General features: G+C 67.1%; 14 protein-coding genes. 2 read left to right on the top strand and 12 right to left on the bottom strand.

Features of this window, described 5'->3' with window-relative positions; translation table 11 throughout:
- Nucleotides 1-46: 46 nt before the first annotated feature.
- Both AC3A4E_RS05135 and AC3A4E_RS05130 read right to left on the bottom strand, forming a co-directional pair.
- Nucleotides 47-1,183, bottom strand: coding sequence for an NAD-dependent epimerase/dehydratase family protein (locus AC3A4E_RS05135; RefSeq protein WP_487630467.1), 1,137 nt, complete (start codon nt 1,181-1,183; stop codon nt 47-49).
- On the bottom strand, nt 1,167-2,534 hold the full coding sequence (locus AC3A4E_RS05130) for an NTP/NDP exchange transporter (protein WP_487630466.1): 1,368 nt from the start codon (nt 2,532-2,534) through the stop codon (nt 1,167-1,169). Before AC3A4E_RS05130 ends, AC3A4E_RS05135 begins: the two co-directional genes overlap by 17 nt.
- A 117-nt stretch (nt 2,535-2,651) precedes the next feature.
- On the opposite strand from AC3A4E_RS05130, the gene AC3A4E_RS05125 reads away from it, so the two are divergent.
- Nucleotides 2,652-4,256: a GMC family oxidoreductase gene (locus AC3A4E_RS05125; RefSeq protein WP_487630465.1), complete on the top strand. Its 1,605-nt coding sequence runs from the start codon at nt 2,652-2,654 to the stop codon at nt 4,254-4,256.
- Nucleotides 4,257-4,271: 15 nt separating this feature from the next.
- On the opposite strand, the gene AC3A4E_RS05120 is transcribed toward AC3A4E_RS05125, so the two are convergent.
- Nucleotides 4,272-6,164: a M48 family metallopeptidase gene (locus tag AC3A4E_RS05120; protein WP_487630464.1), complete on the bottom strand. Its 1,893-nt coding sequence runs from the start codon at nt 6,162-6,164 to the stop codon at nt 4,272-4,274.
- Between the two features lie 34 nt (nt 6,165-6,198).
- Nucleotides 6,199-6,804: a LemA family protein gene (locus AC3A4E_RS05115; protein ID WP_487630463.1), complete on the bottom strand. Its 606-nt coding sequence runs from the start codon at nt 6,802-6,804 to the stop codon at nt 6,199-6,201.
- Between the two features lie 82 nt (nt 6,805-6,886).
- Between AC3A4E_RS05115 and AC3A4E_RS05110 the strand changes: the two genes are divergently transcribed.
- Nucleotides 6,887-8,302 (top strand): serine hydrolase domain-containing protein, encoded by a 1,416-nt coding sequence (locus AC3A4E_RS05110; protein WP_487630462.1) that lies wholly within the window; start codon nt 6,887-6,889, stop codon nt 8,300-8,302.
- Between the two features lie 205 nt (nt 8,303-8,507).
- On the opposite strand, the gene AC3A4E_RS05105 is transcribed toward AC3A4E_RS05110, so the two are convergent.
- The 8 genes from AC3A4E_RS05105 to AC3A4E_RS05070 all read right to left on the bottom strand — a co-directional run bounded on the left by AC3A4E_RS05105 (nt 8,508) and on the right by AC3A4E_RS05070 (nt 14,657).
- Nucleotides 8,508-9,068, bottom strand: a complete 561-nt coding sequence (locus AC3A4E_RS05105; RefSeq protein WP_487630461.1) for a hypothetical protein — start codon at nt 9,066-9,068, stop codon at nt 8,508-8,510.
- Nucleotides 9,069-9,116: 48 nt separating this feature from the next.
- Nucleotides 9,117-9,524 (bottom strand): hypothetical protein, encoded by a 408-nt coding sequence (locus AC3A4E_RS05100; protein WP_487630460.1) that lies wholly within the window; start codon nt 9,522-9,524, stop codon nt 9,117-9,119.
- Nucleotides 9,525-9,913: 389 nt separating this feature from the next.
- A complete protein-coding gene (gene gcvH, locus AC3A4E_RS05095) occupies nt 9,914-10,309 on the bottom strand; it encodes a glycine cleavage system protein GcvH (RefSeq protein WP_487630459.1) in 396 nt (131 codons plus the stop codon).
- Between the two features lie 70 nt (nt 10,310-10,379).
- Complete coding sequence (gene gcvT, locus AC3A4E_RS05090) at nt 10,380-11,477, bottom strand: glycine cleavage system aminomethyltransferase GcvT (RefSeq protein ID WP_487630458.1); 1,098 nt, start codon at nt 11,475-11,477, stop codon at nt 10,380-10,382.
- Nucleotides 11,478-11,553: 76 nt separating this feature from the next.
- Complete coding sequence (locus AC3A4E_RS05085; protein WP_487632021.1) at nt 11,554-11,985, bottom strand: NfeD family protein; 432 nt, start codon at nt 11,983-11,985, stop codon at nt 11,554-11,556.
- 12 nt (nt 11,986-11,997) lie between these two features.
- Entirely contained in the window at nt 11,998-12,963 is a 966-nt protein-coding gene (locus tag AC3A4E_RS05080; protein WP_232137136.1) for an SPFH domain-containing protein, read from the bottom strand.
- A gap of 126 nt (nt 12,964-13,089) precedes the next feature.
- Nucleotides 13,090-14,037 (bottom strand): DUF6607 family protein, encoded by a 948-nt coding sequence (locus AC3A4E_RS05075; RefSeq protein WP_487630457.1) that lies wholly within the window; start codon nt 14,035-14,037, stop codon nt 13,090-13,092.
- A complete protein-coding gene (locus tag AC3A4E_RS05070) occupies nt 14,034-14,657 on the bottom strand; it encodes a Hemin transport protein (protein WP_487630456.1) in 624 nt (207 codons plus the stop codon). The genes AC3A4E_RS05075 and AC3A4E_RS05070 overlap by 4 nt, the downstream gene beginning before the upstream one ends.
- Between the last annotated feature and the right edge of the window lies 1 nt (nt 14,658).

Raw genomic sequence — 14,658 nt, 5'->3', positions numbered from 1 at the left:
ACGACTCGTTGCCAACATCCATCACGCGTATGTGGGAGGCGCCCGGTCAGGCGTTCCGCGCGTGCCACGTCGCCAGCACCTCGGCCTCACGTTGCGGCGTCAGTCCCGACTTGAGTGCAGCGCGGCGCTCGGCCGGCTGCGCGCGCCACCAGACCAGCGTGTCGCGCACCGTGTCGTCGATCGGGCGATGGGTGAGCCCGGCCGCGATCGCACGATCGACGCGTGTCCGTCCGAAGCCGGCATACTCGCCCACCGGCGCGATCCAGACCGGCATGTCGGACCACGCGTTCACGCCCTGCGCCTCGAGAAAATCCGCGGGCAACCACGTCAGCCTTGCATCCGACGCACCGCCGGCCGCCTTCGCCTGCCGCAGGCAGCTGTCGAGCAGACGCCCCATATCAAGCGTGCCGGGCGCCGCGTCGGCGTTGAACACGCCAGTCGTGTCCTGTTCGATCAGCTGCAGCAGGAATGCCGCGAGGTCACGCACATCGATGCACTGGGTCGGATTGTCTGGCGCACCGGGGGCTGCGATCTCGCCGCCGCGATCGGCGCGTGCGGGCCAGTACGTGAAGCGGTCGGTCGGATCGCCGGGCCCGATGATCAACCCGGGCCGCACCACTGATGTGCGGCCGGGCAATGCGCCTTGCGCGGCGCGCTCGCAGGCGGCCTTGAGCCCGCCGTAGGTCTCGCCGGTGATCGTGCGGGTGGACGGATCGCCCAGCGTCGCCAGCGCGCTGTCCTCGTCATTGGCGATGTCGTTGCGGGCGTAGACCGAAATCGACGAGATGATCTGGTAGTGACCGACGCGCCCGGCCAGCAGCGCCGCGCTGCGCGCGACGTCGTCGGGGAAGTACGCCGAGGTGTCGAGCACCGCGTCCCAGCGGCGGTCGCCTTCGAGCGCGGCGAGATCGTCCTTGCGATCGCCGCGCAGTTGTTCGATACCGGCGAGCGGTGTGCCGTCGAAGCGCGTCGGGTTGCTGCGGCCGCGGTTGAACAGGGTCAGCGTGTGGCCACGTGCGTGCGCGCGTTCGACGAAGTGCGGGCCGAGGAAGCCCGTGCCGCCGAGGATCAGGAGTTTGAGCGGACGCGCGGCGCGCCCGGTCGAGGCGAAGACGGCGGCCGGCAGCGCGGCGAACGTCGCGGCGGTCAGGCTGTGGGCGAGGAACTCACGACGGCTTGCCATGGGTGTGCTCCGGAGGCCGGGCAGGTACCGGCTGTTCCGGCAGCCTGCGCTCGGCGCGGATCACCCGCCATGCGCCGAAGGTCATGCCCAGCGCGATGCCGATGCCGGCCACGAACACCAGCTGCGACCCCAGCACCGACAGCGCCTTGTGCACCCAGACGAAGGTCACGTCGCCGCCGCGATACACGGCGGTGTCGATGACCGCCTTGGCCTTGTAGCGCGATTCGCGGCTTACCCGGGTGTAGAGCGTCTCTCGCGCCGGCTTGGCCAAGGAGAACTCGCTGGCGCGGGTCATCACCTGCACGGTCGCAATCAGCAGCGGCAGCGGCGAGGCCGACAGCAGCGCGAATCCGATCAGGATCGCCACCGCCGGCAGCAGCAGCAGGGGCGCTACGCCGTAGCGCCGCAGCAGCCAGCGCGTCAGCAGCAGCTGCACCAGGATCGTCAGGCTGGCGACGGCCCAGTCGATGATCGAGTAGTAACGCGTCGCCGCCTCGGCGGTGGGATACAGGCGCCGCACGATCGCGGCCTGTTCGTTGTAGAGCAGCGTGCCCACGCCGACGCCGAAGAACATCAGCAGCGCGAGGCCGCGCAGCAGCGGATCGGCGGCAATGAGTTTCAAGCCGGCCCAGATCGAACCGCCGATCGCCTGCTCGCCCTGCTCGGCGCGCGTCGCCTCGTTGCGCCGCGCCCAGCTGCGCAGCTTGAGGATGCACAGCAGGCACACACACAAGAAACCGACCGACACCAGCGTGAGGTTCGCCACGCCGATCCGACCGACCAGCATCGTCGTGATGAACGGCCCGACGAAGGCGCCTATCGTGCCGCCCGCACCGATGTAGCCGTAGTAGCGCTTGGCGTGTTCGTTATCGAACACGTCGGCCATGAAGCTCCAGAACACCGTCACCGCGAACAGATTGAAGACCGCGATCCAGATGAAGAACAGCGCGCCGCGGCCCTGGAGATCCGTGTCGAAGGCCCAGCGGAAACCGAGCAGACAGACGATGAAGATCAGGTACACCACCGGCAGGAACACCCGGCGCGGGAAGCGCGACACCAGCGCGCCGTAGAGCGGCTGCAACAGCAGCATGACGACGAATGTGGCGCTGAAGAGCACCTGCAGGGTGAAGTCCCCCAGCGCGATGCCGCGCGTCGCGGCCCAGTCCAGCAGGAAAGACGGAAACACCGCGGAAGCGTCAGACGATGCGCCCATCGCATCGCGCACCGGGCGCAGCACATAGTAGCCGCACAGCAGGCAGAAGAAATACAGCAGCGCCCACCACAGCGGCGGCGACTCCGCCAGCGCGGCGCGCAGCCGCGGGCGTGGCGGCGTCATGACGGGGGGACGCATGGCGGGCTCCTGGCGGACGCGGCACGTTAACGCAACACCATGACGGCGACCAGCACATCACCGGTACAGTGCTTTGCGAGGAGCATATGCTCCAGTCCCCTGACCTGCCGTGCCGCGATGCCTCCCCGCCCTGCTCCTGTCTACGACTACATCATCGTCGGCGCCGGTTCTGCCGGCTGCGTGCTCGCCCACCGGCTCAGCGCCGACCCCGACGTGCGTGTGCTGTTGCTCGAAGCGGGGCCGAACGACGCGCACCCCTTCATCCACATGCCCGCAGGCCTGGCGAAGCTGGTCAACCGCAAGGGCGTGAACTGGGACTACGACACCGCGCCCGAACCGCAACTCGACAACCGGACGCTGTGGTGGCCGCGCGGTAAGGTGCTCGGCGGGTCCAGTTCGATCAACGCCATGTGCTACACCCGCGGCGTGCCGGGGGACTACGACGACTGGGCCGCGCAGGGCGCGCAGGGCTGGTCATGGCACGACGTGCTGCCCTGGTTCCGCAGCAGTGAGGGCAACACGCGCGGAGGCGATGCACTGCATGGCGGCGATGGACCGCTGACGGTGTCCGATCTGCGCTACGTCAATCCGGTGTCGCGGATGTTCATCGAGGCCGCGCAGCAGGCGGGGCTGCCCGCGAACGACGATTTCAATGGGCCAGAGCAACAGGGCGTCGGCTTGTACCAGGTCACCCAGCGCGATGGCGCACGGTGTTCGGCGGCGACGGCGTACCTCGATCGCGCCACGCGCGCGCGACCGAATCTGACGATCCAGACCGGCGCCATCGCCAGCCGCGTGACGTTCGAAGATGGACGCGCGACCGGCGTGGTGTATTCGACCGCACGTGGTGCGTTCCACCAGCCGGCAACGCGCGAGGTACTGCTGTGCGGCGGCGCGATCAACACGCCGCAACTGTTGATGCTGTCCGGTATCGGCCCGGCACGCGATCTGCGCCGGCAGGGCCTCAAAGTCGTGCACGACGCACCCGCCGTCGGCGGCAACCTGCAGGACCATCTCGACATCTGCACGCTGTTCCACGCCACGCAACGCATCACCTACGACCGCGTCAGCGATGCCGCGATCGCGTGGGACTACTTCGTGCGTGGCCGTCGCGGCCCGGGCACCAGCAATCTCGCCGAGTCAGGGGGCTTCTACCGCTCGCCGCTCGCACCCGACGACCGCGCCGACATCCAGTTCCATTTCGTGCCGGCCATGCTCGACGATCACGGCCGCAACCGTCTGGCCGGCGACGGCTACACCCTGCACGCCTGCTTCCTGCGCCCCCGCAGTCGCGGCCGCGTCACGCTGGTCAGCAACCGCGTCAGCGACAAGCCACGCATCGAGGCGAACTACCTCAGTGATGCGGACGGCTTCGATCTGAAGATGATGGTCGAGTGCGCGCGCATCTCGCGGACGATCCTGTCGCAGGCCGCGTTCGATGGCATCCGCGGTACGCCGATCTTTCCCGCGCGCAACGATCTGGGCGATGCCGAACTGGCCGAATTCGTCCGCGCGAAGGCGGAGTCCGTCTATCACCCGGTTGGCACCTGCCGCATGGGCATCGCCGATGACGCGGTGGTCGATCCGCAGCTGCGCGTGCGCGGCGTCAACGGACTGCGTGTCGTCGATGCGTCGGTGATGCCGAGCCTGCCGGGCGGCAACACCAATGCGCCGGTGATCATGATCGCCGAGCGCGCGGCGGACATCATCCGCACGGGCTGAACACGCTTCCGCGGATTAGTGCGGCAGCTGTTCCAGCGACGGCGGCAGCGGGCAATGCAGCACGCCGCAGATCGTGCGCAGCAGTTCGGACTCCGCCACGCTGACCTGGCCGTCGTGACTGACCGCCGCGGTGATCGCCTCGACCATCACCTGCTTGGCCAGCGGGTCGAGTGCGTCGAGTGGTTCCCACACATCGTCCAGCGCCTGCACGCCGCCCGCAGGCGGTGCGTACGGCACGTGATCGCGCGGCAGCACGCGTTGCATGCCGGCGAGATACGCACGCTGTGCGGCAGCCTTGTCGCCGGGATTGCCGGCCTGCGCGACGACGGCCAGCAGCGTCGCGAATTCCTGCTTCACGTTGCCGGGCTTGCGCCGGCCGAAGCGGATGTGGCGCCCCGGGTCGAGCGTTTCGCGCAGTTGCACTTCGAGCAACCGGCCGAGGCAATACTCGAACAGCGATACCTGCTGGTCGGCGTGCACCACCGCGTGCACGGTGTCGAGGAACGTCGCCAGTTCCGGGCGCGGACGCCGACGCAACACCGGGAACGCCAACGCCGCCAGCGGCATGCGCAGCATCGGGTGCAGGTCCGACAGATGGGTTTCGTGCAGATGCGCTGCTTCCGTCGCCACCGACGCGCCCATGCGCGCGACGATCTCGGTGTGCTGTCGACCACGCACGACATCGCTGTCGTCGAACAGCAGAGCGAGCACGAGCGGCATCGCTGCCTCGCGATGGGTGGCGACATCATGCAGCGGGTCGCTGATGGCCGTGACCAGCGCATGCGCGCGGGCGTAATCGTCGTCGTGGGGGTGCGCGACCTGCGCGGCGACCATCGGCGGCGTCACCGCCAGCGCGCGATCTTTCTGCGGCAATGCCTCGCCCGGTGCGACCAGACCCAGCGCCACGTCTTCCTGCAGACCATCGGGTGGATTCGTCATCCACTGCTGCTGCAGGCGCGTCAGCTGCTCGGGACGGAAGCCCGGCTCCAGCGCCTGGATGCGCTTGATCAGTGGCGGGTGCGTGGCGAACAGTCCGCTCAGGCCCACGCCGTCGCCGAACAGCATGTGGCTGACCTCCTCGGCATCCTCGCGGTGCGCGAGACGCGAGCCGCTGTCGAGACCGCCGATCTTCTTCAATGCACCGGCGATGCCCGTCGTCTGCCGGGTGAACTGCACTGCCGATGCATCGGCCAGCACTTCGCGCGAGCGGCTGACACCGGCCTTGATCATGCGGCCGAAGAACATGCCGAGGCTGCCGACGGCCATGGCCGCAAGCGCGCCCACGACCACCACGATCGTCGCGCTGTTCCTGAAGCCACGACCGTGTATCAGGATCTTGCGGCCGATGATGCCGATCATCAGGATGCCGAACAGCACGCCGATCAAACGGATGTTGAGCCGCATGTCGCCGTTGAGGATGTGGCTGTATTCGTGCGCGACCACACCCTGCAGCTCGTCGCGGTTGAGCCGGTCGAGCGCGCCACGGGTCACCGCGACGACCGCATCCGACGTCGAATAGCCGGCCGCGAACGCGTTGATGCCGGCTTCCTGTTCGAGCACATAGATCTTCGGCACCGGCACGCCGGACGCGATCGACATCTCCTCGACCACGTTGCGCAGCCGCCGCAGTTGCGGATCGCGCGTGTCTTCCGAAACCGGCACGCCGCCGAGCTGCTGGGCCACCGTGTCGCCACCGCTGCGCAGGGACGAAATGCGGAACAGCGAACCCAGTCCGATCACCGCGAGCGTCGCCGCCGCGGCCGCAAGCAATGGCCCGGGACGCGGCCCGACGACCAGCAGCACCAGCACACCGACCATCAGCACGATGCCCAGCACCGCGAGCGAGAACAGCGTGATCAGGCGCGTGCTGTTGCGCCGCGCCTGCGCCTGGCGCTCGAAGAAGTTCATCGCGAGGCGACCGGTGACAGCGGGCGGGTCAACCTCAGAACGTCACCTTCGGCACTTCACGCACTTCGGCGCGATCGGCCGGAATGTCGAGCAGCGCCGCTGCCTTGAAATTGAACATGCCGGCGAGGACGCTCGAGGGAAACACCTCGCGCCTGTTGTTGTAGGCCATCACCGAATCGTTGTAGGCCTGGCGCGCGAACGCGACCTTGTTCTCGGTGCTGGTCAGCTCCTCGGTGAGCTGCAGCATGTTCTGGCTGGCCTTGAGGTCCGGATAGGCCTCCGACACGGCGAGCAGGCGACCGAGCGCGCCATTGAGCATGCCCTGCGACTGCGCGAGCTGCGCCATCGCCGCGGGATCGCCGGGATCGGCCTTGGCCGCCGACAGGCCGGCCTGCGCCAGATTGCGCGCCTGGGTGACGGCTTCGAGCGTCTCGCGCTCGTGGCTCATATAGCCCTTCACGGTCTCGACGAGATTCGGAATCAGGTCGAAACGACGCTGCAGCTGCACGTCGATCTGGGCGAACGCATTCTTGTATGCGTTGCGGGCGGTGATCAGCCCGTTGTAGATACCGACGCCCCACAGCGCCAGAGCCGCGGCAATCACCACGAGCAATACCAGCAGGATCAATGCGCTAGCCATCAAACTTCCCCTTGTTCATGCAATCCATTACACAGGCGCTATCATCGCCGCAGCACCAGAGCATACGCAGGGGGGCCGACCGATGAAAAGCCGACATCCAGCACGCCGGCCGCTCGCACGGCTGGGCCTGATCGGCCTGCTGCTGCCTGCCGCACTGGGTTCCGCCGCGCAGGCGCCAACCTCTGCCGATGTAGTCGAGAACGAGCTCGACGAAGACATCACGGCCATCGTGCCGCTCGACGAACATCCCGCCGTCGTCAGCCGCGAGGATGCGGTCAAGCCGCAGCCGATGGTTCCCGGCCGCGCCAGTCCGCTGGCATCGACATTCGACGTCACCCTGCTCGAAGCGATGGCGCAGGATCTCGTCGCCAACCAGCGCGTACCGGGCCTGGCGATGGCGATCGTGCACAAGGGCCAAGTGCTCAGCGCACGCGGTTACGGCATCACCGACGTCAAGGCCGCCGAGCCGGTGGATGCGCATACGGTGTTCCGTCTTGCGTCGCTGTCGAAATCCTTCGCCGGCACGATCACCGGCATGCTGGTGTCCGAGGGCGCATTGCGCTGGGACAGCCACGTCGTCGACTACCTGCCCTCGCTGCGCTTCTCCGATCCGTCGGCAGCGCAGCAGCTCACGGTCGCCGACGTGTTGAGCCATCGCGTCGGCCTGGGCCGCAATGCCTACGATCGCGACATCGAGCGCAACGCCGACTATCACGATCTCGTGCAGCGTCTGTCGGCGCTGCCGATGACCTGCCAGCCCGGCAACTGCTACGCCTACCAGAACGTCGCCTTCAGTCTGGTCGGTGACGTGGTGTTCGCGACTTCGGGCCAGTTCTACAGCGAAGCGGTGTCGCGACGGATCTTCAAGCCGCTGGGCATGAACGATGCCAGCTATGGACTCGAGGGCATCCAGGCGAGCACGCGCTGGGCCAAGCCTCACGTCCGCGCTGGTGGCGGCTGGACGTCGCTGATGCCCAAGCCGACCTATTACCGGCTCGCCCCGGCGGCCGGTGTCAACGCCAGCATCAGCGACATGGCGCAGTGGCTCGTCGCGCAGACCGGGCATCGGCCCGATGTACTGCCGGCGCCGTTGCTGGCAACGCTGCAGGCGCCCATCGTCGGCACGCCGCCGGAGATGCGCAATTCGTCTTGGCGCCGGGATCGGCTCGATGCCGCCGGCTATGGGCTGGGCTGGCGCGTCTACGACTACGCCGGCGAACGCGTCGTCTTCCACGGTGGCGCCGTGCAGGGCTATCGCGGCCTGATGGCGCTCATTCCCGGGCGCGACTTCGGCATGGTCGTCCTGTGGAACAGCGAGAGCAGCCTGCCGTCAGGCATGTTGCCGACCATCCTCGACCGCGCGATTGGCCTGCCGCCCCAGCGCTGGCTCGACGTGGATCCGAATCTCGAGACGCTGCACGCACAGCGTGCGCGGACCTCGCCGACGACACAGTCGAGCGGCAGCACGACCCAGCGCGCAGCCGCGACCCCCGAATAAGGCCAAAGCGCTGCCGGTACGCTGGCCGCACCTCTCACGTCACCCCCGGGTCGATTTCAACCCGCGGCGTCGCCGCGTGACGCGCATCGTGCGCCCTGCAATGCCGGCGCCTCGATCTTCGTGCGTGTGCGTCGGCCAAAAAAAACTCCTCCTCCGCCTGGGCACGCGGAGGAAGAGCTTTCGACGACGGATCGTCAGCGTGACGTCAGAGCGAGTTCACCAGCGGCGTCTGGATTTCCGGCAGCACCGACTTCTTCGCGCGCTTGGCCGGAGCCCGCTTCTTGGTTGCAGCCTTCTTGGTTGCAGCCTTCTTGGTTGCAGCCTTCTTGGTCGCCGACTTCTTGGTCGCAGCCTTCTTGGTGGCGGCCTTCTTCGTGGCCTTCTTGGCGGTCGACTTCTTCGCAGTCTTCTTGGTTGCGGCCTTCTTGGTCGCCTTCTTCGCAGTCGACTTCTTGGCGGTCTTCTTGGTCGCCTTCTTCGCTGCAGACTTCTTCGCGACCTTCTTGGTGGCGGCCTTCTTGGTCGTCTTCTTCGCAGCCTTCTTCACCGCCTTCTTCGCGGTCTTCTTGGCGGCTACCTTCTTCTTGGCGACCTTCTTGGTGGTCTTCTTCGCCGGCTTCTTCTTGGCGACCTTCGCGACCTTCTTCACAACTTTCTTGACTGCCTTCTTGACCTTGCTCACCACCTTCTTGGCGGTGGATTTCTTCGCGGTCTTCTTGGCCGCCTTCTTGGCAGGCGCTTTCTTTACGGCTTTCTTCGTGGCCATGGAATGGCTCTCCTCGTCAGTGGACTTGCAGGTACAGCGGCCCAGTTCTCAAACGGCGCGCGGGAGTTGGACCCGCGCACAACCGCCGACGCGCGCCGCGCATCGGACCGGATTCAAAACGGAGAGGTCGTCGACTTCACGACGTCGCCCGGTGGAGCGGACATCCACATGCGCCGGAGCGGATGCGGACGTCGAAAAAAAGGGGTGAGGTTTCGCAGTGGAGACGATGCCCGCATCCACCTGTTGATGTTCCTGGCGGAGTTCCGAGTTGTGCTGCGCGCTGGTGTCGTGGCTCGACTCACTCGTTTCATTGCAGACATGTGTTGCGGCGAACCTAATCACGGTTTTTTCCACTGTCAACAGGTCGTCGCTATTTTCTTGCGTGCCTGCAGTCGCACCTGCGCGGCGCTGTCCTGCCGCGATGCCACGTCCTCGCTGCGCCAGGACCTGTGTCATCGAACATCGCATGCACAACGCATTCGAAAAACATCATAAAAAAAGGCATCACGGGAAAGACGCGTGTGGATGGCGCGCGGTTGCGCCAAACGCGCGGCTGCATGTCCGGCATGGTGAAAGACCGATCACCCAGCCGACCGCAACGTAAATCGGGCGACGTCACTTGCGATGCATTTGCGCGGTTGCGGGATCGGTTTGCGCGAAAAATGCGCGGCCTTCGAACGCGTCATCCGCTGTTCGCGTCGTGCGTCGAAGGACATCGACGGTCATGCCACGACGATCCTGCACGACGTCGCCGTCACGTCGCCGGATCGGAACGGCGGAAACGAAAACCGGCGCGCTCCTCTCGGAACGCACCGGTCGATGTGCACGACGTTCGAGCGAAGACGTCAGTCTTCTTCGCCCTCGAGCTGCTCGGCGTAATCGTCGGGCGCGAGCAGTTCGTTGAGCTGCTCCGGCTCGCTCAGCTCGACGACGAACAACCAGCCTTCGCCATAGGCGTCTTCGTTGATCGTCTCCGGCTTGTCGGCCAGCGCTTCGTTGACGGCGGTGATCGTGCCCGAGACCGGCGCGTAGACATCGGACGCCGCCTTGACCGACTCGACCACAGCCACGCCGGTACCGGCCTGGATGTCGTCGCCGACGGCGGGCAGTTCGACGTAGACCAGGTCGCCGAGCAGGCCCTGGGCATGGTCGGAGATGCCGATGGTGACCTTGCCGTCACCTTCGATACGGACCCACTCGTGGGACTTCAGGAATTTCAGGTCGCCAGGGATTTCGCTCATGGTCGGCTCCGGGGGAAACGTTCGATCGGGAAGGTGTGGCTAGTGTAACGACGATGCCGAGCGGCGCGCATCAGACGCCGTCGGCGGGCTGGCTATTCTTGACGAACGGGAACTTGACCACGCGCACCGGGACCTGACGGCCGCGGATGTCGACGGTGACCTCGCCCGGCTCGCCGGCCGGCACGCGTGCGAACGCGATCGCCTTGCCGATCGTCGGCGAGAACGTGCCCGACAGGATCTCGCCGGCGCCGTTCGCGGTCGCGACCGTCTGGCCGTGACGCAGCACGCCCTTGTCGTCCATCACCAGACCGATCATCTGCCGCGGCGCGCCATCGGCCTGCGACTCCAGCAGTGCGCGGCCGTTGAACGCACGGCCTTCGTCGAGCACGACGGTCCAGCCAAGCGCGGCTTCGAACGGCGACACGGTTTCGTCCATGTCCTGCCCGTAGAGCGCGAGGCCGGCTTCCAGACGCAGCGTGTCGCGCGCGCCGAGACCGGCCGGTGCGACGCCTGCTTCGTGAAGCGCAGTCCAAAGGGCGACCGCGTGCGACTCGCCGACGACGATCTCGAAACCGTCCTCGCCGGTGTAGCCGGTACGGGCGACGAACAGATCGCCGAACGAGGTGCCTTCGAGCGCGGCGGCGGCGAAGCGGCCGAGCTTGGCGACGGTCTTGCCGTTGCCGTCGCCGAGCAGCGCGGCGACCGTGTCGCGCGCCTGCGGGCCCTGCACGGCGATCATCGCCAGCTCGGGGCGCTCGGTCACGGCGACATCGAAGTCGGCGGCCTGCGCTGCGATCCACGCCAGGTCCTTCTCGCGCGTCGCCGCATTGACGACCAGGCGGAACCAGTCGTCGGCCATGAAGTAGACGATCAGGTCGTCGACAATGCCGCCGTCCAGCGTGAGCATGCAGGTGTAGAGCGCCTTGCCCGGCACCTTCAACTTGTCGATCGAGTTGGCAACGAGGCGGCGCAGGAAATCGCGCGTGCCCGCACCGCGCAGGTCGACGACGGTCATGTGGCTGACGTCGAACATGCCGGCGTCGCGGCGGACGTGGTGGTGTTCCTCGATCTGCGAGCCGTAGTTGAGCGGCATGTCCCAGCCGCCGAAATCGACCATGCGTGCGCCGAGCGCACGGTGGGCATCGTTGAGGATCGTCTTCTGCGTCATCTGGCCGGCTCGCAAGCGGAAAGCCGGGATTATCGCAGGTCGGAACGGGGCGCTGCTGCGCCCCGGCAACCGAGGCTCAGGCCGCTTCGACGTGCAGGTTCACACCGTCGGTGCCGACGATGCGCACCGGCGTACCGGCGACGAGGTCCGGACCTTCGACGACCCAGAACGCATCACCGATCTTGATCCGGCCGCGGCCGTCGACGATGCCCTGCTCCAGCGGCAACACGCGACCGACGTGCTGCTGCGCGCGGCGGTTGAGCAGCGGCTGGTCGCTCTGACGGGCGCGCTTGCGGAAGAACTTCTGGTAGACCAGCACGGACAAGAAACTCAGCACGACGAACAGTGCGACCTGGGTCAGCAGCGTCAGTCCGGGAGCGAACAGCGCGATCAGGAACACCGCCGCGGCGGCGAAGCCCATCCACAACAGGAACGCACCCGGCGCCAGCGTCTCGGCCGCCATCAGCAGCAAGGCCAGCGCGCCCCAACCCGCGACATCCCAGCGCATCCAGTCCATGGCTCAGGCTCCGGCGCGCGGACGCTGGACCGGCGGCGGCGTGGGCGACGCCGGCTTGCCCGACAACGCTTCGCGCGCGAGTTCGCCGATGCCGGCGATCGAACCGATCAGGCCGCTGGTCTCCATCGGCATCAGCACGAACTTCTGGTTCGGCGCCATCGCCAGTTCCTTGAACGCCTCGACATACTTCTGCGCGACGAAGTAGTTGATCGCCTGCACGTCGCCGTTCGCAATCGCGTTGGACACCATTTCGGTCGCCTTGGCTTCCGCCTCGGCCAGACGCTCGCGCGCCTCGGCCTCGCGGAACGCGGCTTCCTTCTTGCCCTCGGCCTGCAGGATCGACGACTGCTTGTCGCCTTCCGCGCGCAGGATTTCCGACTGCCTGTGACCCTCGGCCTCGAGGATCACCGCGCGGCGTTCGCGCTCGGCCTTCATCTGCCGGGCCATCGAATCGATGAGGTCGCGCGGCGGCTGGATGTCGCGGATCTCGATGCGCGTGACCTTGATGCCCCAGGGGTTGGTGGCGTGGTCGACGACGTTGAGCAGCTGCGCATTGATGCGCTCGCGGTTGCTCAGCGATTCGTCGAGATCCATCGAACCGATCACGGTGCGGATATTGGTCTGCACCAGCGCGATCGATGCGATCTCCAGATTCGAGACTTCATACGCCGCCTTGGCCGCGTCCAGCACCTGGAAGAAGACGACGCCGTCGACGCGCACGACCGCGTTGTCGCGGGTGATGACTTCCTGGCTGGGCACGTCCAGCACCTGTTCCATCATGTTGATCTTGCGGCCGACGCCGTAGACCACGGGAATCAGGAAATGCAGGCCCGGCGCCATCGAATGCGTGTACTTGCCGAAGCGCTCGACGGTCCACTCGAATCCCTGCGGCACCATGCGCACGGTCTTGAACAGCACGATGACGCCGGCGAGTGCCAGTACCACGGCGAGAAACAGTCCGGTTCCCATTGATCGATCCTTGTGTGCGGGCGGCCGATGCCGCTGGCTTCGAGTATAGGCGCAGCCCTGTAACGCCCCCGCCCGACACGCGGAAGGCGGGCATCGCCCGCCTTCCGGTTCCCGTCAGCGCTGCGCTCAGTCGCGAGGCGTGTCCACCCATTCGGCGAACACGGCATCGATCTGAGCGTCGCTGACGCTGCCGCCGTCCTGCACGGTCTGCGCCTGTTCGAAGAACGGGATGATCAGTGCCATGCCGTCGACCTTCGTCTTGAGGTGCACGCCATCAGGTGCGGACAGTCGCGCATCCCAGCGCGCGCGCACCCGTGCCCAGTAGTCCTGCGTCGCCTTCCAGTAGTCGTAGGCCGGGGTGAAATCGATCGCATCGGTCTTCACGTAATCGTTGAAGCCGGTCTCGCGGACGATGCTGGAGGTGACGGCGCCGGCTGCATCACGGACATCCTTGCGGTTGTCCTGCTCGTGGGTCCAGCCGCCGGGCACGATGGTGTGGCGGTTGACCGCGGCGAGCGCGTTGTAGTCCTCGCGGGTGGTGTATTCGCGGCGCGGCAGTGGACGCCAGCCGGCATCCGACGTCCACGTCGATGCGCCGTTCCCGTGGACCCAGCGACCGCTGCCGCAGTAGCGCGGCGCATCGCTGACTTCGAACACGCACTGGGTCCAGCCGCCCTGCACCAGCTCGGCGGGCACACTGCGCTGGCGCCAGGCCTGATCGGATGCGAACTCCCAGCGCGTCGGCGCTTCGAACGTCCAGTCCTGACGCCAGTGCTTGATCACGTGACCGCTTTTGACGTCGAGCAGCAGATGCTGCAGCACGATCTTCGTCGGCGTGTCCTCGACGACGATGACGACTTCGTCGCCGCCGCTGCGCTTGGGTTCCTTGCGCGTGTAGCCCGGCGCGAGGACGACTGTCTCGTCGAACAGGAAACGCACGGTGTATTCGCCCTGCATGCCGAGGATCGCGCTGCGGTCGGCCTCAGGCGGGGTGGCGGGCGTGCGGGTGGCAGCCGGTGCGGCGGTGGCGGCCAGCAGGGCGGCGAGTGCCAGCGCAGTCGCTTGCGGTGTCATGTCGGTGGAACCTCGTAGTGGGGAAACGTCAGATGGATCAGATGGCGATACGCGTCTGGCGACGCGGTTCTGGCGGCCGCGGCTGCGCGTCGGCAGCAGCAGTCGTCGAGCGAGGACGACGGGGTGATGCCGTTGCCGCGCGTGATGCGACGCGCGCAGTCGATGCCGAGCGGCGACAGCGTGCCGAGACTGGCGACCAGCATCGGGCCGCCCTCCTCCGGCGCCGCCGGGACCGACTGGAAGCGCAGCACGCTGGCTTCCCAGGCGCCGCCACGGATGCGCTGTGCGAGGCCGCGCCACAGACGCTCGCCGATGCCGCCGGGCGCCACATCGCTGCAACGCGGGAGATTGCCGGCGAGACGCTCCCAGGCGAGAAAGTCGCTGTCGGGCAGCAGGTGCAGTTGCCAGCAACAGACATCGTCGGCATCGAAGAAGCGCAGGCTTTCGTGCATGCCGTCGAAGTCGAGGCCGGAATGCGCTTGCGCGCGGAGTGCCGACGACCAGCCGCCGAGTTCGCGCGCGGCACCCGGGCGGTGCAGACACAACACCGTGCCCAGCGCCGCCAGTTGCGACGGCGTGGGGACGACGCATGTAGTGGACGGCGACAGGGCGGTGGCCATG

This window comes from Luteimonas sp. Soil_N_1 (assembly GCF_057656255.1).
Note: the sequence above shows the minus strand (reverse complement) of the source record. Positions and strands in the feature narration are given on the sequence as shown.

What these genes read in the sequence shown, in the direction of transcription:
- AC3A4E_RS05085 (WP_487632021.1), bottom strand. Translation starts at nt 11,985, where the DNA reads ATGCGCTGGGATGTCGCGGGTTGGGGCGCGCTGGCCTTGCTGCTGATG.
- AC3A4E_RS05120 (WP_487630464.1), bottom strand. Translation starts at nt 6,164, where the DNA reads ATGAACTTCTTCGAGCGCCAGGCGCAGGCGCGGCGCAACAGCACGCGC.
- AC3A4E_RS05125 (WP_487630465.1), top strand. Translation starts at nt 2,652, where the DNA reads ATGCCTCCCCGCCCTGCTCCTGTCTACGACTACATCATCGTCGGCGCC.
- AC3A4E_RS05075 (WP_487630457.1), bottom strand. Translation starts at nt 14,037, where the DNA reads ATGACACCGCAAGCGACTGCGCTGGCACTCGCCGCCCTGCTGGCCGCC.
- AC3A4E_RS05130 (WP_487630466.1), bottom strand. Translation starts at nt 2,534, where the DNA reads ATGCGTCCCCCCGTCATGACGCCGCCACGCCCGCGGCTGCGCGCCGCG.
- AC3A4E_RS05100 (WP_487630460.1), bottom strand. Translation starts at nt 9,524, where the DNA reads ATGACACAGGTCCTGGCGCAGCGAGGACGTGGCATCGCGGCAGGACAG.
- AC3A4E_RS05110 (WP_487630462.1), top strand. Translation starts at nt 6,887, where the DNA reads ATGAAAAGCCGACATCCAGCACGCCGGCCGCTCGCACGGCTGGGCCTG.
- gcvT (WP_487630458.1), bottom strand. Translation starts at nt 11,477, where the DNA reads ATGACGCAGAAGACGATCCTCAACGATGCCCACCGTGCGCTCGGCGCA.
- AC3A4E_RS05080 (WP_232137136.1), bottom strand. Translation starts at nt 12,963, where the DNA reads ATGGGAACCGGACTGTTTCTCGCCGTGGTACTGGCACTCGCCGGCGTC.
- AC3A4E_RS05105 (WP_487630461.1), bottom strand. Translation starts at nt 9,068, where the DNA reads ATGGCCACGAAGAAAGCCGTAAAGAAAGCGCCTGCCAAGAAGGCGGCC.
- gcvH (WP_487630459.1), bottom strand. Translation starts at nt 10,309, where the DNA reads ATGAGCGAAATCCCTGGCGACCTGAAATTCCTGAAGTCCCACGAGTGG.
- AC3A4E_RS05115 (WP_487630463.1), bottom strand. Translation starts at nt 6,804, where the DNA reads ATGGCTAGCGCATTGATCCTGCTGGTATTGCTCGTGGTGATTGCCGCG.
- AC3A4E_RS05070 (WP_487630456.1), bottom strand. Translation starts at nt 14,657, where the DNA reads ATGGCCACCGCCCTGTCGCCGTCCACTACATGCGTCGTCCCCACGCCG.
- AC3A4E_RS05135 (WP_487630467.1), bottom strand. Translation starts at nt 1,183, where the DNA reads ATGGCAAGCCGTCGTGAGTTCCTCGCCCACAGCCTGACCGCCGCGACG.